The sequence below is a fragment of the Dermabacter sp. Marseille-Q3180 genome (assembly GCF_940792985.1).
Taxonomy (GTDB): domain Bacteria; phylum Actinomycetota; class Actinomycetes; order Actinomycetales; family Dermabacteraceae; genus Dermabacter; species Dermabacter vaginalis.
Map to the genome: position 1 here is coordinate 983,769 of NZ_CALNWU010000001.1, position 20,548 is coordinate 1,004,316.

Annotated in this window: 16 protein-coding genes and 1 tRNA gene; 4 read left to right on the forward strand and 13 right to left on the reverse strand. The window is 61.1% G+C overall.

What is annotated here, in order from left to right; genetic code table 11:
* Window positions 1-6 precede the first annotated feature (6 nt).
* The 3 genes from NBW56_RS04445 to dcd form a co-directional block, all read right to left on the reverse strand.
* Window positions 7-717 (reverse strand): hypothetical protein, encoded by a 711-nt coding sequence (locus NBW56_RS04445; protein WP_250258120.1) that lies wholly within the window; start codon window positions 715-717, stop codon window positions 7-9.
* Window positions 718-825: 108 nt separating this feature from the next.
* Window positions 826-1,596, reverse strand: a complete 771-nt coding sequence (locus NBW56_RS04450; RefSeq protein WP_250258121.1) for a hypothetical protein — start codon at window positions 1,594-1,596, stop codon at window positions 826-828.
* A complete protein-coding gene (dcd, locus tag NBW56_RS04455) occupies window positions 1,593-2,195 on the reverse strand; it encodes a dCTP deaminase (protein ID WP_250258122.1) in 603 nt (200 codons plus the stop codon). The genes NBW56_RS04450 and dcd overlap by 4 nt, the downstream gene beginning before the upstream one ends.
* An 82-nt stretch (window positions 2,196-2,277) precedes the next feature.
* Here dcd and NBW56_RS04460 point away from each other — a divergent pair.
* A tRNA-Gly gene (locus NBW56_RS04460) sits at window positions 2,278-2,351 on the forward strand.
* An 89-nt stretch (window positions 2,352-2,440) separates the two neighbouring features.
* Here NBW56_RS04460 and NBW56_RS04465 read toward each other — a convergent pair.
* The 3 genes from NBW56_RS04465 to NBW56_RS04475 all read right to left on the reverse strand — a co-directional run bounded on the left by NBW56_RS04465 (window position 2,441) and on the right by NBW56_RS04475 (window position 6,545).
* Window positions 2,441-4,453, reverse strand: coding sequence for an oxidoreductase (locus NBW56_RS04465; RefSeq protein ID WP_250258123.1), 2,013 nt, complete (start codon window positions 4,451-4,453; stop codon window positions 2,441-2,443).
* Between the two features lie 180 nt (window positions 4,454-4,633).
* Window positions 4,634-5,389, reverse strand: a complete 756-nt coding sequence (locus NBW56_RS04470; protein ID WP_250258124.1) for an ABC transporter ATP-binding protein — start codon at window positions 5,387-5,389, stop codon at window positions 4,634-4,636.
* Window positions 5,390-5,450: 61 nt separating this feature from the next.
* Window positions 5,451-6,545, reverse strand: coding sequence for an ABC transporter permease (locus NBW56_RS04475; RefSeq protein WP_250258125.1), 1,095 nt, complete (start codon window positions 6,543-6,545; stop codon window positions 5,451-5,453).
* A 139-nt stretch (window positions 6,546-6,684) separates the two neighbouring features.
* On the opposite strand from NBW56_RS04475, the gene NBW56_RS04480 reads away from it, so the two are divergent.
* Together NBW56_RS04480 and NBW56_RS04485 are read left to right on the forward strand one after the other, a co-directional pair.
* On the forward strand, window positions 6,685-7,947 hold the full coding sequence (locus NBW56_RS04480) for a sensor histidine kinase (RefSeq protein ID WP_250258126.1): 1,263 nt from the start codon (window positions 6,685-6,687) through the stop codon (window positions 7,945-7,947).
* 41 nt (window positions 7,948-7,988) lie between these two features.
* Window positions 7,989-8,612 carry a response regulator gene (locus NBW56_RS04485; protein WP_250258127.1) on the forward strand — a complete coding sequence of 208 codons (624 nt, stop codon included), beginning with the start codon at window positions 7,989-7,991 and terminating at the stop codon, window positions 8,610-8,612.
* An 869-nt stretch (window positions 8,613-9,481) separates the two neighbouring features.
* Here the strand turns inward: NBW56_RS04485 and NBW56_RS04490 are convergent.
* The 4 genes from NBW56_RS04490 to NBW56_RS04505 form a co-directional block, all read right to left on the reverse strand.
* On the reverse strand, window positions 9,482-10,381 hold the full coding sequence (locus NBW56_RS04490; RefSeq protein ID WP_250258128.1) for a ribokinase: 900 nt from the start codon (window positions 10,379-10,381) through the stop codon (window positions 9,482-9,484).
* An 87-nt stretch (window positions 10,382-10,468) separates the two neighbouring features.
* On the reverse strand, window positions 10,469-11,518 hold the full coding sequence (locus NBW56_RS04495; protein WP_065248375.1) for a phosphotriesterase family protein: 1,050 nt from the start codon (window positions 11,516-11,518) through the stop codon (window positions 10,469-10,471).
* Window positions 11,515-12,555, reverse strand: a complete 1,041-nt coding sequence (locus NBW56_RS04500) for a DMT family transporter (protein WP_074298235.1) — start codon at window positions 12,553-12,555, stop codon at window positions 11,515-11,517. The genes NBW56_RS04495 and NBW56_RS04500 overlap by 4 nt, the downstream gene beginning before the upstream one ends.
* Window positions 12,556-12,584: 29 nt before the next feature.
* Window positions 12,585-13,373: a glutamine amidotransferase gene (locus NBW56_RS04505; protein ID WP_223845748.1), complete on the reverse strand. Its 789-nt coding sequence runs from the start codon at window positions 13,371-13,373 to the stop codon at window positions 12,585-12,587.
* Between the two features lie 49 nt (window positions 13,374-13,422).
* Between NBW56_RS04505 and NBW56_RS04510 the strand changes: the two genes are divergently transcribed.
* Entirely contained in the window at window positions 13,423-14,430 is a 1,008-nt protein-coding gene (locus NBW56_RS04510; RefSeq protein WP_082991169.1) for a LacI family DNA-binding transcriptional regulator, read from the forward strand.
* Between the two features lies 1 nt (window position 14,431).
* Here the strand turns inward: NBW56_RS04510 and NBW56_RS04515 are convergent, their stop codons facing one another.
* The 3 genes from NBW56_RS04515 to NBW56_RS04525 form a co-directional block, all read right to left on the reverse strand.
* The gene (locus NBW56_RS04515) at window positions 14,432-15,496 is read right to left on the reverse strand and encodes a M20 family metallopeptidase (RefSeq protein WP_065248378.1); all 1,065 of its coding nucleotides are present in this window, start codon (window positions 15,494-15,496) and stop codon (window positions 14,432-14,434) included.
* A 402-nt stretch (window positions 15,497-15,898) separates the two neighbouring features.
* On the reverse strand, window positions 15,899-18,622 hold the full coding sequence (locus tag NBW56_RS04520) for a hypothetical protein (protein WP_250258129.1): 2,724 nt from the start codon (window positions 18,620-18,622) through the stop codon (window positions 15,899-15,901).
* The gene (locus tag NBW56_RS04525) at window positions 18,619-20,547 is read right to left on the reverse strand and encodes a thioredoxin-like domain-containing protein (protein WP_250258130.1); all 1,929 of its coding nucleotides are present in this window, start codon (window positions 20,545-20,547) and stop codon (window positions 18,619-18,621) included. The genes NBW56_RS04520 and NBW56_RS04525 overlap by 4 nt, the downstream gene beginning before the upstream one ends.
* Between the last annotated feature and the right edge of the window lies 1 nt (window position 20,548).

The window sequence follows — 20,548 nt, forward strand, 5'->3', positions numbered from 1 at the left end:
GTCCCGCTACACGGAATAATCCCATCCCTCGGGAAGTACGCGACACTCGAGTTTCCCTTCGAGTAGTCGCTGCTGGACATCACCGGTAGCGTATGCGCTCGCGAGCTCGAGCGAACCATCACTGAAGTACCGGTCCAGGTACTCCTCTTCGGAAGGGAAGCCCGCGATAGTCACCCCCTGCTTTTCGAGACACGGAATGACGACATCTTTTTGGAACTGCCAAAAATCGCTTGCTTGCCTCTCGTTTGGCATCTCCCCCAGCGATGTAAATTTCGCGGAGCATCCATATTCCGAAACGGACCATTCAAGCGGCTTGCTAAGCGAAAACTCACCCCGCGTCACAATACCTTCGGAGGAAACATCGGTGTCGCTCCAACCGTCGTCGTGCATACACCGCACCCAGGCGCCTTGATCGTCCTTTACTTCCGCAGGGCTGTCTGGTTTCTCGGGTGCTGTGCGGCCTTGCGATGCATAGGCACTTTCGATACGTGCCCATTCGGCATCGAGCGCTTCTTCTCGGCTGACCTTCGGAAAGTAGCGGCTGCCCTGACCGTCGAGGCGAACTCGGGCATCCTGTACCCATTGCTCGTGCGTCGAGGAAGGAGCAACTTTCGGTGAAGATTCCGAGTTCACGGGAGAGCTTGAGCATCCCGCGACCATGAGCGCGACGGTGACGCACGAAGCGACTGCGGACAACATCTTCGTCATCGTCTTCATTGACTTCTCCTCATCGCAAGGCCACGCTTCACTCCGCATGGCGGTTCGGCGAACCACCTCAAGAATACAACTTAAGTCCCGTTTTGTGCAATGGGTCTCATGCTGCTTTTAGAACAGCTCGTTTGGCTCCACGAGGAAATCTTCGTGATCGAGCACAAACCCTCCGGTCTCGTCCCAAATCGCGCGCGCCACAGCGCTACAGCCGAGGTAGGCCTCGCGCCATTCACGAATCTGCGACTTCTCGGGGTTTTCGGCAACGAGCGTCGAAGGGTCATCGGGGCGATAGGCCACGGTGTACAGCGCCGCACCTTCCTTCACCCATTCGACATGTTCAATCGCAGGAATTTCACCCTCGAGCGTCGATGCCTCAACCACAAGGTCGGCGTGCGCAAAAATTGGGGCGGAGAGCATGTAGGGGAAACCGTCGGCCTCCCCCACGATCTCCGCTTCCTTGACGATCTTTTGCACGATCTCGAGCAGGTCCTTCGGGGCAAGCTCGTAGGCCGCGACCACGTGGAGGCCAGGCTGCATGAACTGATGCGGGGCGAGTTCGTGGCCCGTGTCGGTCACGAGTTTCCCGCCGAGGCGGCGCACAACATTGAGGGCGAATTCGAGAATCTCGCGCTCCTCCCCCGCGGGCACGCCGTTCGGGAAGGCAGTATCGAAGCCGTAACCATCGGGAATCTCCGAAGGGCCGCCATCGCGATGCATGGGAACCTCAATGCTCGCCTCATTCTTCGAGGGGTGCCACACCAGCGAGGTCGTATCGCTCACGCGAATCGTTTTCTTCTTCTTGCGTGCGAGCGGGTAACGGTTGAGCACGAGCGCGAAGAGATCATCGAGCCCGTAGCTTTGATCGAGAACAAGCGTGTGCGTCACGGGGTCTCCTCCAAGGGTGTTGCGGGGATCTGCGTGCGGTGAAAGTTCATGTAGGAGCGGGAAGCCGTCGGACCCCGTTGCCCCCGGTACCTGTTGAGGTTCCCCTCCGAGCCGTACGGGCGCTCCGCCTCGCTACTGAGGCGGAAAAAGCACAGCTGGCCAATCTTCATGCCGGGCCACAGCGCCACGGGCAGAGTTGCCATGTTCGAGAGCTCAAGGGTGATGTGCCCCTCGAACCCGGGGTCGATGAAGCCCGCCGTGGAATGCGTGAGCAGCCCAAGCCGGCCGAGGCTCGACTTGCCCTCGAGGCGAGCGGCGATGTCGTTCGGGAGGCTCACCGTTTCGTAGGTCGAGGCGAGCACGAACTCGCCAGGGTGCAGCATGTACGGCTGGTCAGGATCGACCTCCACGAGGCGCGTAAGCTCCGCCTGCTCCTTCGCAGGGTCGATCATCGCGTACTTGTGGTTGTCGAAGAGTCGAAAGAATCGATCGATCCGCACGTCCACGGACGCAGGCTGAACGAACTCATCACCAAAGGGGGCGATGCCGATGCGGCCCGCCTCGATTTCCGCGCGAATATCACGATCACTGAGAAGCACGCCTCTATCTTAACTCGAGGCCGCTTGCCTCACGCCGGTTTGGAGGTGCGGCGCGCGGCGGCTACACTGGGTAAGCACCTTTGCGGGTGTAGTTCAATGGTAGAACTTCAGCTTCCCAAGCTGACAGCGCGGGTTCGATTCCCGTCACCCGCTCCATTTCCACCGGATTGCATAGACGTTGCGGGGGTTATCCCAGCCGTCACGACCGGAATAACCCCCACGAACCCTATGGAATCCAGGAGAGGTTAGAGCTTCGACGCCACCTCGTACGCATCCCAGATCGCGTACTGGATGTTCGAAATCTTGCGGGCGTCACCGAGGATGTTCTTCGGCACGTTCACGTCCGTGATCGCCTCCCACATCTCGCTATCGCGCACGTACCCGATCGCGGACACCACCGAATCGGCTTCGAGCTCGCGCTCCTTGCCATCGACCTTCACGAGCAGGCCCTTCTCGGTCGTGCGAATCGCCGAGGCTTCCGTGAGCACCTCGATGCCGCGGTACGGCACGAGCTTGTGGAGCATGTCGTGGTTGGCGTGGCACAGGGGGCCGTTCTTCGCGAGCAGATCCTTTTCGACCTCGACGATCGCGACCTCACGGTCCTTCTCGACGAGAGAAAGGGCGAGCTCACAACCCGTGAGGCCGCCGCCGATGACGACAACCTTCTTACCCAAGTCATCCTGTGCAAGGAGGGCATCGGTCGCTTCGACGACCTCCCTCGCGTCACCAAGATCAAGCATGCGCGGCTTCGAGCCGGTCGCCACGAGAACGTGATCCCACTCGCCGCTCTTGATCATGTCGGGTGTGACCTCGGTATTGAGGTGTACCTCGACGCCGAGTGCCTCGAGTTCCTGCTCGTACCACGCAATGAGTGCGAGGTCATCTTCCTTGAAGGAAGGCTGGCCACCCGCGATCACGACACCGCCGAGTCGGTCGCTCGCCTCGAACAGCACGGGGGTGTGCTCGCGCTCGGCAAGCACGCGAGCCGATTCGAGGCCGGCGAGGCCACCACCCACGATCATGACCTTCTTTGCGCGATGACGCGGGGTGGGCAGGAGCACCGCGTCGCTTTCGCGACCCGCCTCGGGATTGACGGCACAGCGGATCGACAGGTAGCTCGCGATGCGGCCGATGCAGCCTTCCTGGCAGGAGATGCACGGGCGTACTGTCTCGGGCTTTCCGGCTTCGAGCTTGTTCACGATGTCGGGGTCGGCGAGCGTCGGCCGCGCGAGCGAAATCATGTCGCAGTATCCCTCGGTGATCGCCTTGTGCGCGAGCTCGGGGTTGTCCATGCGGCCGGCCATGATGATCGGGATTTCGGGCGCGGCGTCCTTGAGGCGCTTCACGTCGGGCATGTACATGCCCTTTTCCTGATACATCGGCGGGTGGTTCCAGAACCACGAGTCGTACGTGCCCTGATCGACGTCAAGGGTCTCGTAGCCGTAGGAGTGCAGAAGTTTCGCCGCTTCCACGCCTTCCTCGAAGTCACGGCCCTTTTCCTCAAATTCCTCGCCGGGCAACGCACCGTCGTTGAAGTCCTTGACCATCGAGCGCACCGAGTAGCGCAGCTGCACCGGGAAGTCGTCGCCCGCAACGTGGTGGATGGTTTCGACGATTTCGCGGGCGAACCGGAGGCGATTCTCAAGGGAACCGCCGTATTCATCGGTGCGGCGGTTATAGAACTCGATCGCGAACTGGTCGAGGAGGTAGCCCTCGTGAACGGCGTGGACCTGGATGCCGTCGTAGCCGGCCTGCTTCGCGATTTGCGCGGTGATCGCGAATTGCTTGACGATCTGCTTGATTTCGTCCTTGCTCATTTCGCGGCACGTCACGCTCGGATCCCACATGTAGGGAATCGCGCTCGGTGCCGCGGGGCTCTGCCCAGGCGGGATCGCGGCCGGGACGAGAACGCGCCCAAAGCCGGCACCGGCCTGGAGCACAATCTTCGAATCGAAGGCGTGCACGCGTTCGACAAGTTCGCGCGAGGTCGAGAGGAAAACGCCGGGATTGAGGCTCGGGTTCGGCATGAGCCCACCGGGCAGTTTCTCGGCGGCGTTTACCACCTGGCACACGCCGGTGATGATCAGGCCAATGCCGCCCTTCGCGCGGGCCGCATAATATTCGATGCCGCGCTGGTTCCAGCCGCCGTTGGCATCACCGAAACCGAGCGGACCCATCGGTCCCATCGCGTAACGGTTCTTGACCGGGATCGATCCGATCACGGTTGGGGAGAAAAGTTCGGGGTATTCCTGGCTCATGACTGCTCCTCACGGACTACGGTGGTCACTTCGTCGTTCACGTCAATGATTCGCGTCGGGCGAGGGCGTTCTCGCTCGGCGTGCCTACCCCAAACGTTACCCTCGTCACATCGCTGAAGGCCGCCCTTTCGTCCTTTTTCGGGGCGATTTCGGGCGGCCTTCGGGGGTGCGGCTTGGCGCTCAGGCGCGAGCAAAAACCTTCTCGCGCACATGGGCGTGGGAACCGGTTCCGACGATTGCCTCGCCCCGCGCAGTCTCAGCGGTAAGAACGCCGTCAACCATGCGATACACGGAATCGAACTCGTCGAGCTGCTCTTGCGCGTGGGTCACAACGACGGTCGCGAGGTCGCGCGTGCGGGTTGTCTCCGCGAGCAGTTCGATAATCGCTTTGGAGCGCTCCTGGTCGAGGGCGCTCGTGGGCTCGTCCACGAGGAGCACTTCGGGCTGGTGGAGGATCGCGCGGGCAATGTTGACCCTCTGGCGCTGACCGCCCGAGAGCGCCCCCGGTCGGTGATGCGCGCGATCGAGCATCCCCACGGAGTCGAGAGCCGACTCGATTCGTTCCTGGCGCTCCTTCTTCGAGACCCGCTTCAAGGTACCCGCGCCGAGACGTGCCACAATCTCGAGCTGCTCGGCGACGGTGAGCGAGGGGATGAGGTTCGGCGACTGGAACACGATACCCACGTGGTCGCGGCGCACTTCGGTTTTCTTCTTCTGGTTGAGCGACGTCGTCTCGATACCCGCGATCTTCACGCTTCCCGAATCGGGGCTCGTGAGCGTCGCCGCAACGGTCAGAAGGCTCGATTTGCCTGACCCGGAGGGCCCGGTCACGGCGGCGAATTCGCCCGGGTTCACCGTGAGGTTCGCGTGGTTGACCGCGGTGACGGTTGAGCCGCCGTCGGGGTAGGTGAGGGTGATGTCGGTGAGGTTCAGCATGGCTTTCGTCCTTTTCATCAAGGTTCGTGTGAGAGTGCGGGGCGCGGCAGGGCCGTGCGGGTTAGGCCGCCGACGCTTGCAGGGCCTTCGTCGGATCCACCTTCGTGATCGTGCGGACCGACACGAGCGAGCCCACGAGACCCGCGAGAAGCATGAGGATCGGAACGCCCACGAGCGTGAGCGCGTTCATGACGAACGGCATGGCGTTCGCGGCGAGCGCGCCGAGCCCGGCGGTGAGCCCCACGCCGATGAGCGAGCCGATGCCGAGCACAATGAGGGCCTGCCACAGCGAGTCACCCGCGAGCCAACCCGTGCGAGCGCCGATCGCCTTGAGAACCGCGATATCGCGCTGGCGCTGCATCGACCACACGAGGAAGAACACGCCGATCACGAGCGTCGAGATCAGAACGAGGAGAGCGATCATCATCGCGAGCGAGCCGATCTCCGAGCGGAATGAGCCGATCGCGAGAAGCGAGGGGAGAAGCGACTTCGTGGTCGTGGACTGGTCGCGATCGAGTGCCGTGATGTCGTCATCGGTGAGGGCCGAGGAGGCGTCGGCCCCTTCCGCGCCCACGAGGATGGTCGTGGCATACCCACCGGGCTGATGCGTGCGCTCGAGGAAATCGTGCCACGTGTCGAGGCTCGCGAACGCGACTGGGCGATGTGAATGGAACTCATCTTTGATCACGCGGTCCACCGCGAGTCTCTCCCCCGCAACGTCAACGGTGTCGCCCGCTTGCACTCCGAGCGATTCGGCCGTTGTTTCGCCGAGCACGAGCTTGCCGGCTTCGGGGATCCGTTCGTCAGAACCACTGGGCTCGGCCATGAGTACGACCGACTCGGTCTTTTCCCCCGTGTCGAGCAGGGCGCTCGAGATACCGAGCGGGGTTACCGCGTTATCACCGGCCTTCGCGGCCCACGCATCGAACTGTTCCTTGGTGATCTCCGAGTTCGAGAACTCTTCCTGCTCACCCTCGTCGACCGAAAGAACAACCTTGTCAGGATTGAGCGAGAGCATCGCGGAAATGTTCTGCATGGCGAGGCCACCGGTGAGGCCGGCGAGGAACGTCACGAGGAACGTCATGAGGGAGACGACGGCAACGATGAGACCGAAGCGGCCTTTCGCGAAGCGCAAGTCTCGAATGGCAAGAAACATGAGGTGAACTCCTTACGGCGTTTGATGATGTCTCTACTGTGCCGATCCGGCCCTCCCCTCCGGTACCTCCCGTCGGTACCCTCTTCGTTCATCCTTTTGGAGGAACGACCTCACGGGCCAGGGAATTAGGATCGGTGATATGCCCACCTCAGCCCGCACCCCATACGTCGTGGGGGCAGCCACACTCGCGTGCGTGCTCCTTGCGATTCCCATCCTCGAAAGCACCTTCGCCGCGGCTCCGCACACATCGAGCGTCGTGATCTTCAGCCTCGTGACGCTCGTTGTCATGCTCGTGGGCGGCGCGTTGCTCATGCACGCGGGAGACATTCACGCCGAGCCAGTGACAGTTTTTTCATGGCGCCCCCTCGTGTACATCGCCGTTCTTGCGTCCGCGTGGGCGATGGTCATCGCGGAAACACCCCACGCGACCTATTTCCTTTTCGCCCTCATTGGCATCTCCCAGTGGCTGCTTCCCGAACGCACCGGGGCTTTCGTGACGCTCGGCCTCACCGTTTTCACGATCGTGGGGCAGGTTTTTCACCACGGTGCTTCGACGGGCACGATCGTGGGGCCACTCCTGATCGCCGTGCTCATGCTCGCGTTCATGCACATGTACCGCGCGATGCGCTTCGAGGCGCTCCAGAAGAACGCCGTGATCGCCGAGCTTCGCGACGCTCAAGGTCAGCTTGTCGAATCTGAGCGCGAGAAAGCCCGCATTACCGAGCGCGAACACCTCGGGCGCGACCTTCATGACACGACGGCACAGTCGCTCTCAAGCGTGATCTTGCGGCTCGGTCTCGCGGAGGAGGCGCTCGACTCGGGTGAGAGTGCGGGGGCGCTCGAGCACGTGCGGTCCGCTTCCGACGCCACCTCGGAAGCCTTGAGCGAACTTCGAAGCGCGATCACCCACCTCACGCCGAAGGGATCGGGCCCCACTCGCCTCGAGGCTGCCTTGGTACGCGTCGCTGAAACTGCACGCTCGAGGGCAGTGTCGAACCGTCGCGGCACCACGCCGGTGATCGAGTGTCGCGTCGCGCCAGACCTGCCTGAACTCGACATGACGACCGCGACGAGTCTCGTGCGCATCGTGCAGTCCTCCCTCGCGAACGCCCTCGACCATGCTCACGCCTCGCGGATCGAGGTTCGGGCTTGTGCCGAGGATGGTGAAGTGCATATCGACATCGAAGATGATGGTCGGGGCTTCGACGTTGACGAGGCGCTCCTTGGCCCACGTAGCGATAGTGGCGGCTACGGCCTCGGGTTCGTCGTGCAACGCTCACGTGAGCTCGGCGGGAATGCCGCGATCATCGCGGCCCCCGGGGAGGGCACGCTCATAAGCGTGACGATCCCCGTGTCCCAGGCACCGTCGGGCCCTCCAGTTTCGCCCGTTTCCCCTGACTGACCTGCCCCACTCCACCCCGCTACTGCATAAGGAGCGTACCCATGATTTCTATCCTGATCGCCGACGACCACCCGGTGGTGCGCGCGGGGCTGCGCGCCGTGTTCGAAAGCCACGAGGACTTCACCGTCGTCGCTGAAGCACCCAGCGCTGAAGAGGCAGTCGAAAGAGCCAGCGAGGGCGATGTCGACCTCGTGACCATGGATCTACGGTTCGCGAACGGCGGCATGAGCGGCGTACAGGCCATTCGCGCTATTCGCGCACGGGGGGATCACCCGCGGATTCTCGTTCTCACCAATTACGACGACGATTCCGAGATTCTCGCCGCCGTCGAGGCCGGCGCCCAGGGGTACCTCTTGAAAGACTCCGCGCCAGCCGACCTCACGAGTGCGGTGCAGCGTGCCGCAAGCGGCGAGGTGGTGCTCGCACCCGTCGTTGCGGGCAAGCTCCTGCGCGAAATGCGCAAGGACCGCATCACCCTCACGGGGCGCGAGCGGGATGTGCTCAATGCACTCGATCGCGGTTTGAGCAATCGCGAGATCAGCGAAGAACTGTTCCTCTCCCCCACCACCATCAAGACTCACCTTGCGCGGCTCTACGGAAAGCTCGGAGTATCGAGCAGAACGGCGGCGCTCGCGCGGGCACGCGAAGAGGGGCTGCTCGACTAACCTTGCGGATTTGTCAGTATCCATGCGTGCACGCCCCACGGTCGTGCACAGTTCCCTAGCCGCTGACACGCGACAGCACCAATGACACCGGCACCACAACCGGACCCGAACCCTCACCGCAGCCCCTTTCCGCCAAAGATCGGACCGAGCGGCCCCAACCCTTCCGGAACCTGGGACGACGTCGTGAGAGCACACCGAAGCAAGTTCATTAGCGACGAACAGTACAAAAAACCCCAACGTAATCGATTGCTTAACTGCTGCTGGAGTTTCCGTTGTAGCAGCCACTGCTATTGTAGGAATCTGCGCACCGTTATGCGCCGTAACGGTTGGGACTGGATGCATCGCTTGCGCAGCTGGGATCACAACTCTCGGTGGAGCCTACGTTGGAAAGTGCTTTGCCTAGTTGGAGCGACAGGAGCCTAGATGAAAGCCTCGCAGATCGGAGTCATTGCCGGTTGCCTGATCGCGGCCACAGCCATAATTCTTAGCCAAACCGTCCTAAAGGATGCAGCGATCGTTCTCTGGGTCGTGGCAATTTGCGCCTTGGTCTTTGGCCCGGCAATTGCGTCCGCAATCGCTCGACTAGGGGCGTCGTTTCTAGCTTCGCGTGCTCCTAAGGGCCACTGACTTCAGCCGCAATCAACTAGTGCACTAGCTCACAAGTGTCCCGCGTGAAGCACTTGGCAGGATTTCAGGCTTGAGAACCTTGGGGTCGCGGGGTCAGCCAAGCCGCGGTGGACCTCAGATAGCCGGTTTCAGGCCAGCGCTCGGTGTGAGCGGAAGGTGTTGAACTTGGCCCGGTGGGCATCGTCCTCGAGGATCAGGCAATGAATACTCCCTTAGGCAACGTATAAGACGTCAGACGTCGACTATGCCAGCGGAGTGATCACGCTGTAGCTGGCCGCGGCGCCTTCGTTCTCCACGGCTGCTGATCCAGCCTTCAGTCCCTCTGCGACTGCATCTGGGAACGAGTATCCCTTCGCGAGGGCTGCGCTGAGTACCCCCACCGTGGCATCTCCTGCACCTGTGGTGTCTACAACCCGCGAGGGTTTCGTGGCAGGAAAATGCCCGTTACTGGTGCCGTCGGCCCACACGCCGCCCTCCTCACCCAGTGTAATAAGTACGGCCGTGGGGCCCAGCGCTCGCAGGTGTTCAGCAGCCTCAAGTGCTGCTTCGATCCCCTCGGGGACCTTGACATCGAGGGCGATCCCAGCTTCGGTCTCATTAACTACAAGTACTGTCACAGCGGTGAGATCGATATCGCTTAGCGATATCGCCGGGGCGGGATTCCACACCACTCGTGCGTTCACCTTTGCGGCAATCTTGATACTACGGATATTTACCTCGAGCGGAAGCTCCCCTTGTAGTACCACAACATCAGAGGAGTCAAGATCAGTAATGGCGTCAAGTGCGCCGGACGCCACCTGCCCGTTTGCCCCGGGGTCAAGTACGATCGTATTCTCGCCGTTTGCAGCCACTGTGATGAAAGCACTCCCGCTTGCGGTATCGATAGTGGCGAGATGCTCCATATTTACATCGTGCATGGCGAGCTCATCGCGAAGCGAATCGCCGGTGCTATCGGCTCCGACGGCACCTACGAACACGGTCTCAACCCCCGCATGGGCAGCCGCTGCCGCTTGATTCGCACCCTTCCCGCCAAGTCTGTACGAGAGCCCATTGCCGGTGAGAGTTTCCCCGGGCAGAGGATGGCGCTCGACCTTGACAGTGACATCTTGGTTGACTGAACCTACGACGATAACGCGATTCATGGGATCTCCTTGGATAGCTAAATGGGAGACGGCTGGCTGCGGCTCGAAATTGCAGCCAGCCGTCAACATATGAGGCGGATAACTCCGTTAGCGAATAGCATCCCCTAAGTACCGCTGTGGGTTCGTTGTGATCAGTCCATCAACAACTGACCCATCGATCCCATGGGCAATCAGCAACTCCCGAAATACAGATGGAACCACAGTAAAGCCGTTACCGCCTTTGGATGCCCACATCTGCTTCAGAAACAGGTCATGACTAAGCAGAATCTGGTCACCAAAACCCTCATTGATGAGATTTGCAACTGTCCTTGCCGTTTGGGAGATGGTTGGTGAGATACCTTCTCCGGGGAAAGTAATGTCGAGGCCGATCATGTCGAACTCAAGCCATACGCCTCGCTTAAGTAGTCGCATCTGGTAATCCAGATCCTCACCTGAGGGGTCCGAATGCGCGAGCGACACTTTACGGGGATCAACATGGCATTCATCGAGAACGATGTCGAGAACCTCGTCGCCGCGACGTTGCCAACCAGGCATATGAATATTGAGCGCTACGCCCCCAAATTCAGCCTGGGCTAGCCCGGCACCTTTTAGTGCCGCGCGTTCACCGTCAGTAAAGGCGGGCGACACCCCAATCTCACCAATTAGGCCCGGAAACACGCCTTCAACACCATTGGTGAGTTCCTCCAAGAAGCGATCGCGAATCTCTTCAACACTGGGGCCGGCGATATCCGCTCTTTCAAATTTTTCAAGATAAGTACCGGTCGCCATAATGACGTGCAAGCCAGTGCGCTCGGCTGCCTCCTTGAGGCGAGCGGGATTACGACCAATCTTTGCTGAGCCTGTTGCGTCAACGATCGTCTTCCCACCGAGCGCCTGAAAGATCTCCGCTTCGCGAACAATATCATCAACTGGCTTTGCTGCGACATTATCGGCGCAGCAATATGGGTCTTGCTTGAGGGCCCACTGCCAGCTTGGCGTTACCTCTTGACGGATTATCTTCGTGCTGAACTCGTATGTGGGCTCAGCAAGCACCGACGACAAGTCGTTGAATAGGTGCTCATGAGGCAGGGTGATGCCTAGCTCATCAGCGTGAACTTTTCCCAGAACAGTTTGTACATGACCAAACTCTGAACTCATGCCAGCGCCTTTCCGTCCAGTGAGCTGTTGATGTCAGCAGATGAATCATCGTCACGAATTCGGCGGGAGGGAATGAGCGCAACACCCGAGGCCACCAGAGCCACAGCAGCACCAATGAGCGTCATCGTGTGGACCGTCCCCATTCCGGGGAGCAAGCTGTCGATGAGGATTGAGCCAATGAGCTGTCCGGCGGTTGAGCACAGCGCCAGTACGAGAAGCCCGAGCTTGCGCACAAGAAGCGCCATCAGAGCGATGGATGCCAGACCAAGCGGTCCACCCAGGTACATCCACCATGCGCTAGGGGCGACGAACTCGCCGCTTCCCATGGCAACGCGAATAAGGAATGCAAGAGTAAGCGCCGTGAAGCCGATGACGAAGTTCCATGTAATGGAAACGAGCATCGAATCAGCAAGACGAGCGATATTGGAGTTACCTGCAGGCTGCCAGCCGGCAAGAAGGCCACCCGCGAACGGGAGAATCGCAAGCGCGATCATGTGAGGCACCTCGAAGTTGGGGGAGACAACGAGGAGAGTGGCGACGATTGCGAGCACGGCTCCAAGAATTCTAAAGAAGCTCAAGGCCTGCTTGAATTCGACGCCAATGCCAAGACGGTCGCACATCACACCGGAAATGACCATGCCGGAAATGAGTGACGTCTGGAATGTTGCAACTCCCAGTGCTCCGACACTTATCCCCTCGGAAAGCACGATGACCGCACCACAGAGACCTGCAAAGAAGTTAGGCCACGGCAGCTCTCGGCGGACCAACTGCCCAGGTAGGGCAAAGAACGCTCGGCGCAGTTTCGGGACAGGCAACACAATGAGGAACATCAGTATGAGACCACCGCCGAATGAGATGATCGCGGCGAGGTGCCCATCGCCAACATCAGTACCGAGGCGCCCATTGACTGCCGACTGAACTGGCCCAAGCATTCCAGCTAGAACGGTGAGGAATGCGAAGAGTCCGGCAGCCGCCGTGGTTCGAGCTGGCGGACGGGTATGTAGAGATGTATCCGGGGATAGGGTAGAAGAAGGCATCGTTGACAACTCCTTTGTGAAATATGGGATTAATTGTGGGCAAGCCATTCAATGGCTTGAGAGAAGAGGCGACCGTATCCAACCCAGTTCATGAACGGTTCGGGTGCCCAGTGTGGCGAAATGTCGGAGGCGAAGGCTAGCGTTCGCCCCTTTCCTACCTCGCGTACGGCGAGAAGCGGATCTCCTTCAACGGTGGCTAGCACCTTAGCGTCGTCCTTTGCCGCGAGCTTTTGATAGCCAAGCAGGATCGGCCATTCCGCATCGAGCCCATCGGTGACAGGATGGCCTTCAGCAGCCTGTTCAAGTTGACCTGAAACACCCTGAGGGGTTTCGATCCGGTCATCCCAGCGGGAAATGTTGACGGGGAGTACATCTTCGACAGCCGTTCCCGCGTAATTTGCCATCCCCTGGAAGCCCTGGAACGACAGGTAGCCACCAGCCATCATGAGGCCTCCGCCTTTGTTAACCCATTCGCGAAGGAGATGAAGCCTGTTTGGGCTGGGCAGGCCCTGTTCAAAGACTTCGGGTGGAAGAAGCATGGTATTCGAGCCGATGTCTGAGAGCAGAACAACGTCAAATTCATTGAGTTCTTCGATGGTGCGGGGGAAAAACTCGGCCACGTCGTGAGATCGCATATGCGTGACGTCGTGCCCGTACTCTTTGAGGACTTCGAGCAATTTGGCGCAACCAATATGCACCTGAGTGTGCGGAAACGCGTCGTATCCCTTGTGGTCGACCACTGCGCTGATCCACGATTCTCCAGCAAGTAGAACCTTCGCCATTTCATCTCCCTTGACTTGTTGCGCAACATCGCGCAATACTTGGTGTGTTCGATATTACAGTCACCTTCGGTTGGGTGCAAGGAGTTTGGAGGAATTCATCGTGTCGATGAGGGCTGTCGCGCGCGAGGCAGGCGTTTCAGCATCAACAGTGTCGCGCTACCTGCGTGGCGAGCTGCGTCTCAACTCCGAAACAGAGCGCCGCGTCGAAGCGGCACTCAAGACCACGGGGCACGTGCGACACCGCAATAAGCTGCGTTCCGTAGCCCTCGTTCTTCCCGAACTCTCAAACCCCTACTTTTCGCACCTCGCACAGGTTTTTGTGGAGGCTGCCCAGTCGCGCTCACTTCGAACACAAATCGCCGTTTCAAACGGTTCACGCGAGCGCGAGCAAGAAATTCTGGACTGGGTACTTGCTTCGCCCGATGTTGACTCTGCCGTGTACGTTTCGATGTCTGGAGATCAGAAGGTGTTAGGGGGTGTTCCAGCCCACTTCCCCCTCGTCCTTCTCGATGAAAGCCTCGAAGTAGCCGAGCGTCTCCAGGCTTCATATGTAGGAGCAGATCACTACGGGGGCGCCTACCAAGCAACCCAGTACCTCGTAAGTGCAGGCCACAGTCGGATTGCACATCTTGCAGGCCCACAAAACTTACGCTCGGCGCGCGAACGCCTAAGCGGCTATAGTGAAGCGCTTCAAGACCGAGGGATTGAATTTGACGAACAGCTAGTTCTGTCGGGGCCTTATTCTGAGGCGTTTGGGGCGGCTAGCTTGCCGCGCCTCATGCGGATAAAAAATCGACCAACCGCAGTGTTTACCGCAAGCGACATCGCAGCCATTGGACTAATCTCGGCCGGTCAACACAGTGGAGTTCGGATCCCAGAAGATTTGTCTCTTATCGGCTTTGACGGCATCCCCACGGGCGCTTGGACATCTCCACGGCTCGCCACCGTTGTACAGCCGTATAGCGAGCTCGCGCATATGGCCCTAGATCAGATTGAACGCCAGTGGCGAGGGGAGGACACCCAGCCCTTCAACCTACCAATGACCGTAGCTTGGGGCGAGTCTGTCATGCCACTCCAGAGCGGTGTTGTATGAGCTAGACGAGGACTTCGCTAAAGAGATCGACGGCGTGTTCCAGCTGATCAAGCTCAATCGATTCGTCCACCGAATGCATCTGATGGGGCTCTCCCGGCCCCCAGACAACAATGGGGATCCCGGGGAGAGCCGTAGTAAGTACGGAACCATCAGTGAAATAGGGAACCGGCTCCGCGACGCTCTGGGCCGGTAGTGCCGTTACGAACTCATTGTCCTGGGGAGTCGTCAGAGGTGCGAGGTCCAAATCTACGCCCACATCGATTAAATCTGGAAGACCACTAAGGCGTTCCATAGGAGCGTGTTGCGTGACGGTTCGAAAATCGATCGTTGCCGCGGCCCAATCAGGAACGATATTGGTGGCGTTACCACCGCGAATTGTTCCGATATTTAGTGACTCGGTACCGAGTCTGCGATCCATCTCGAGGGGCTGACTACTTTTCCACCGGATAAGAGCTTCAGTAAGTGTTTCGATTGCATTAGAGCCAAGATGCGGAGTTGAACCGTGAGCTGCTTTTCCGGCGGCGTTGAAGGTGTACCAAGTTGCACCCCTATGGCAGCTATGAACGTCAAGATTAGTCGCTTCGGGGATAACGATCCCCTTGACGGGAAATTTCTTCACGGCCTCGACGGCGTTGGCGGCACCACGTGATCCAATTTCCTCGTCTGCGGTAAGTAGAAGATGCGCGGGGGTTCCACGTTTGGTAGCAGCCACCAGTGCGAATACTGCTGCAGCGAGTCCGCCCTTCATGTCAACGCTACCGCGACCAAGCAGCCGGTCACCGTCGATAGCTCCACCCAATGGGTCGGTGGTCCATAAGTCCGGGGATGTAATCGGGACGGTATCGGTATGGCAAGCAAAGACAACCGCAGGCTCGCTCTTCTTTAATGCTGCTGGAGTAGATAGCAGCGTCCAAGGGCGACTCCCTCTGTACCGGTCGACGACGACGGCGCTATCTTGGGCGCTCACGAAATTAATCACCGCGTCTTGCACACGGTTCATGCCGCAGTCATCCCCGGAGACACTAGAAATTTTGACAAGCGCGGAAGCAAGATCGACGACACTCATGAGACTCCAACTCCAAAAGTCGAAAAAGCCAAGCGAGATTGCCCGGAATCCTAGACTAGACCTACTTTCTGCAGCTACTGAGAACAAGACGGGAGAGCTGTGAACCTTGTTTGGCCTCTGCACTTAAGTGCCGTGAGGCACCGCGTCCGTCGGCGTCGATGAGGGATCGCTAAAGATAGGCGCAGCGAGCTCGAGCTCAGTCACGCCAAATGTCTCGGATAATAGCTCGTCAGTACCAGGAATCCCATACACCTGAAGACCAGGAGTATGACAAGGCTCGAATCGATGCTGTTGAAGGGAAACCGCCGCAGCGATTCAGCACGATGTAGATCCGCGAGGGATGAGAACGCCCCGCACCGGTAGTTTTCCGGCGCGAGAAGTTCACACCTGCGCAATTCAGCTCTACTTCCGTTGACGCCCGCGTTTCTTGTTCGGAACCTCAGGCCCACCGAAGATTGCAGCGCCAAGATCATCGATATCGGCCGCAGTCGAGCCGTCCGAGGAACCGTCAGCAGTTTCGACCGATTCGCGCGAATCATCGTCACCCTCGGCCGTCTTACTCACACCGCGCTTCTTCGAGGGCTTACGCGCCTTTCGGCCACCCGAGCCTCGTGTGGACTGCGCCGCCGATTTCTTCGACTGTACCTGCGTACTCGAGGCCTTCTCGCGCACCGTTTTCGAGGCGCGCGACTCCCGATCAACGCTTTCGCTCGCTTCTCGCAAATTGTCGGCGAGATCGACCTGCTCGAGGCCCCGCGACAGCACGATCGGGACGACGAGCACCATGAGGGCCGCGACCACGATGATGCTCCGCACGAGCGGATGCGTCCCCTCATCTCCCGTGAGAGACACGACGGCGGGCGCGGCCGCGAGCGTCATGAGCACCGCGATGACACCGAAGCCAGAGGCGCCGGCAAGAGAGAACGTGAGCGCCAATCGCGCACGCGCCTCCGAAACTTCCGTGAGCACGCTCGAATACGCGAGTGAGTCCGGGCCGCCTGCCGCACCTTGCTCGACTCGGGCGAGGGCCGCTTCACTCGAGGCGACGCGCATGTACGCAGCGGACGCCACAAGGCCCGACGCCGCTACAGCGCCCACCGCAAAAGCCGGAAGTGAGGCTGCGCCGAGCCCGAAACCGCACACGGCCGGAGCCAGCAGTGCGCACATCACCACGATTGCGGAGGTGCGGCGAAGTGCGCTTTCAAGGCCCTCGAAACCAAGGTCATCGTCAAAATCCCCCGAGTCCTCAGCCCCCGCACCATCGCTGGCCTGGTCAGAAAGGGCAATGCGCGCCTCGGTCACCGCATTGGCGAGCACAGCGCGCGCGGGCGTCGCCACGAACGCCGAGACCGCAAGAACCGCAACGACCCCGAAGAAAAAGCCGAGAACGACCGTCGGCGAGTCGATGCTCAACGCACGCAGCTGCCTATCGGCCCACAGCGCACCCTGCTGCTGTGCCGCGCGCATCGCCCCCGCAATAGGTGCCACGAGTGGAAGGGCGGCCGCGCTTACCACAAGCGCCAGGACCGCGCCGGCAAGAGCCTTGTGGGAGGAACGATCGGCGGCGGCGTGGGGGTGTCCAAAAGCGGGGAGTCCGACGGTTGCCGAGCTAGCGTCGGACTGAGACTCATGGGCGGGATCTCCCGCGATCGCCGAAAAACCGCTCCACATCACTGCCGCAGCGGCAGCGGCGAGTGCGAGCAGATAGTAACCGAGGTAGGCGATTCCAGCGGCGGCCGTCGCAAGGCCCCACGCCGCGGCGATACCGAGCAGGGCGGCAATGGCGAGCAGCGCTAATGCGTGGCTGGAGCCGAGCCCCACGGACGACGGGCTGATGCGCCCGAAGCGGGCAGCGACGATCCCGCGGGAGCTACCTCCCCTCACGGCCGTTTCGGTTCGCACGTGCGGCCACACGATCGCGAGGCCCGCAAGGAGGGCGAGTGCGCCTCCAATGACGAGCGCGAGACCCGTCACGAACGAGGGGTTGATCGCGTGCAACATGAGCGTATCGACCACGCTTTGCGCTTCGGGGGCATCACCCACGTTGGCGTAGAAGTCAGGGAATTGCGCGACGATCTTCTCGATGAGAGGTTCCACCTCATCACGCGCAACGGAACTGGGCGCCTGCTGAGTGCCCGAGTCGACGAAGAGTGACACGAGCAACGGGTCGTTGAATTCTCCGAGCCCCACTTCGGCCATGCGGAGATTCGCGTAGCGAGTGGGCAGCCACAGGGTGAGCAACGAGCCCACGAGAGCGAGCGGAATGATTCCCGTGAGTCCGGCGCTCACAAAACGCGAGGAACGCGTTGATCCGGCGGGTATGACACACGAAGCGATGAGCGCCGCGAGTGCGCCACAAAAGAGCAGCAGCGCGGACACTATTCCCGCGAGCCCCACAATGGGCACGCCCAGCGTCATAATCGCGCCACCAAGAAGGGCGGCAAGCGCAGCGGAATCGACGGCACGAAGAGGTCCACGAGCGAGCCTCGGCGAGAGGGAGGCGGAGGGAACGGCGTCCCGTTCACGCGAGTGCTCGAGCGCGCCAACATCGATGAGCGCGCCCGTCTCTCCCAACAGCGAGAGCGCGACACCGGAACGCAGCGCCGCCCCACCTACGGCAAGTCCGAGCGCAACGAGAAGCAAAAGCGGCCCCGCATCGGCATGTTTCACGACGACGAGGGCGATGAGCATAAGCGTTGCAGCGCCCACGCCGATTCCGCGCACGCTTCCCGAAAGGGCCCGCGCGCGCGAAAGGCGCGGCTTCCTCGCGGGCTCCTCGGCTTCGCTCGAAACAGGAGCGCCCTCGCTCACGCGTGCGACCAAGAGCGCGCCGAGCACTGCGACGGCAACGGCGAGGATGCTGCCGAGAAACACGGAACCGCCGCGCAACACCCGATCACCGGCATCGCCGGGGGCAAGGGCCACGAGGACTCCCGCGCCGAGCCCGCCCCACAGGGCCGAATGCGATGCGGCCGTCACGAGCGTGCCGATCCGCGGCGCACGCTCATCGACGCCGTCGCCGCCACGCGCAAGCCACACCCACGGGTGAGCGAGGGCCACAAGCGAAAGAACGCCGGCGGCAACGAGCATCCAGCCGGTGTCGGCCCCGAGACTGAAGGCGCTCATGCGAGAAGCGAGAGGACGAGCGTTCGCGTGCCGTCCTCGGTCAGGGTCACGGGCACGCCCCAATCTTGCTGGTGCATGTGGCACGCGGGGAACTCCACGTTCGGGTCGGCATCGCACGAGGCTGCGCGCGCATTCACGTGGATCACACCTTCGCTGTAGTTCGGGTCGAGCTCGATCTCACGTTCGAGATCGCTCGACGTGCCGCCTCCGCTCACGAGCATCGCGGGTGGCGTCGTCGAGACGCTCACCTGCACGGCGGGGCCGAAGGATTCGTCGAGCTTATGCCCCTCGGGAGGGGTGAAGGCGACTTTCACGGTGAGCGGCCCCGCATTCGAGACCGCAGTTGCCGGTCGTTCGGTCTGCTGCGCCCCTTCATCGATGACCTGCTCAGCGGCGGGCGAAATGGAGATCCACGTGAGCTTGTGCGCGCCGGATTCCACAACGATGAGCTGCGCGAGCCCGTCGATCGGATCAACAACGATCAGGTCGCTCGGCTCCGAGAGCCCCGTCGCAACGGTCACCACGGAATCGTGAATCGGGTCGATGATGCGCACCGCGCCGTTGTAGGTATCGGCAACCGCGAGGCGACCGTCGGCAAGGACGGTGATACCGAGCGGATGCTGCAGCCTGGCCTTCTCGAGCGGCCCGTCCACGTGGCCGAAATCGAACAGGCCCTCGCCCACGAGTGTCGTGACCTCACTGCGATCCGCGGCGATCACGCGCACCGCGCTTGTTTCCGCATCCGCAACGAACACCGTTCCGTTCGCATCAACGGTGACACCCGAGGGCTGCGCCCACCACGAGCGCACGAGCGCGCCATCCACGAGCCCCTCTTGGGTCGTTCCCGCGAGCACCGCAAGGGCACCCACGTCCACGAACTCACCATCATCATTGAGCGCCGCGGGCCGGTAGGTCCACATCTGGTGGATGCCGGCCATCGCGATCACGATCTGCCCGGAAACGCCATCCCACTCCACGTCCCACGGGGTTGAGAGGGCGAACTGGATCGGGGTGCCCATGCCGGTGGGCAGGGCCTGGCCCTGCATCCACTGCTCACCGTTGCCGGCGAGGGTGAACACGTGGCTCTCGATTCGGGGGCGCAGGAGCCGACGCCTGCCGAGCTGAACACCGCGCAAACGATGATTCCCGGTGTCGGCAATCACGAGGTCGTAGCCCACCTGGTCGGCGATCTCGGGGGGAAGCACGGCGATACCGTTCGGCTGAGAAAATTGTGCCTCGCCCGCATCACCGTCATTCCAACCGCGCTCGCCCGTGCCGATCACTTCGTCGACACTCACGCCATCGGCTTCGAACACCACGAGGCGGTTTTGCCCCGCGTCGCTCACGACAATGCGCCCATCGGGCAAAAGGCCGCCCTTCGAGGGGAAACGCAGCGTGTGAAGTTCGGACTGCTCGAGAACGGTGGGGGCATCGCCGCGCACGAGGCTACCGTCGGACTCCGCCTCACTCACGAGGCGAGAGATGATCCCGTCAAGGTTCGCCGCATGCCCCTCCCCCGACATTGACGCCGCGATGCGTCCGTGCGTGTCGAGAACCATGAGGGTCGGCCAGGCCTTCGCGCCATATTCGCTCCACGTGCGCAGGTCGGGATCGTCGAGAACGGGATGCTCAACGCCGTAGCGTTCGATGTTGGCGATAAGAGCGTCGTGATCGCGTTCGAACGAGAATTTGGGGGAATGCACGCCTATAACGACGACTTCTTGCGACCATTTCTCCTCGAGAGGGCGCAGTTCATCGAGGACGTGCAAGCAATTCACGCAGCAGAAAGTCCAAAAGTCGAGGATCACGATCTTGCCGCGCAGATCCTCAAGGCTCAGATCGACCCCGCCGGTGTTGAGCCAGGAACGGCCGAGCAGTTCGGAGGCGCGGGGGCGTGCGGTTTCGCGGAAGTTCTCGCTCGTCATG

What these genes read in the sequence shown, in the direction of transcription:
- NBW56_RS04445 (WP_250258120.1), bottom strand. Translation starts at nt 717, where the DNA reads ATGAAGACGATGACGAAGATGTTGTCCGCAGTCGCTTCGTGCGTCACC.
- NBW56_RS04465 (WP_250258123.1), bottom strand. Translation starts at nt 4,453, where the DNA reads ATGAGCCAGGAATACCCCGAACTTTTCTCCCCAACCGTGATCGGATCG.
- NBW56_RS04470 (WP_250258124.1), bottom strand. Translation starts at nt 5,389, where the DNA reads ATGCTGAACCTCACCGACATCACCCTCACCTACCCCGACGGCGGCTCA.
- NBW56_RS04475 (WP_250258125.1), bottom strand. Translation starts at nt 6,545, where the DNA reads ATGTTTCTTGCCATTCGAGACTTGCGCTTCGCGAAAGGCCGCTTCGGT.
- NBW56_RS04480 (WP_250258126.1), top strand. Translation starts at nt 6,685, where the DNA reads ATGCCCACCTCAGCCCGCACCCCATACGTCGTGGGGGCAGCCACACTC.
- NBW56_RS04485 (WP_250258127.1), top strand. Translation starts at nt 7,989, where the DNA reads ATGATTTCTATCCTGATCGCCGACGACCACCCGGTGGTGCGCGCGGGG.
- NBW56_RS04490 (WP_250258128.1), bottom strand. Translation starts at nt 10,381, where the DNA reads ATGAATCGCGTTATCGTCGTAGGTTCAGTCAACCAAGATGTCACTGTC.
- NBW56_RS04495 (WP_065248375.1), bottom strand. Translation starts at nt 11,518, where the DNA reads ATGAGTTCAGAGTTTGGTCATGTACAAACTGTTCTGGGAAAAGTTCAC.
- NBW56_RS04500 (WP_074298235.1), bottom strand. Translation starts at nt 12,555, where the DNA reads ATGCCTTCTTCTACCCTATCCCCGGATACATCTCTACATACCCGTCCG.
- NBW56_RS04515 (WP_065248378.1), bottom strand. Translation starts at nt 15,496, where the DNA reads ATGAGTGTCGTCGATCTTGCTTCCGCGCTTGTCAAAATTTCTAGTGTC.
- NBW56_RS04520 (WP_250258129.1), bottom strand. Translation starts at nt 18,622, where the DNA reads ATGAGCGCCTTCAGTCTCGGGGCCGACACCGGCTGGATGCTCGTTGCC.
- NBW56_RS04525 (WP_250258130.1), bottom strand. Translation starts at nt 20,547, where the DNA reads ATGACGAGCGAGAACTTCCGCGAAACCGCACGCCCCCGCGCCTCCGAA.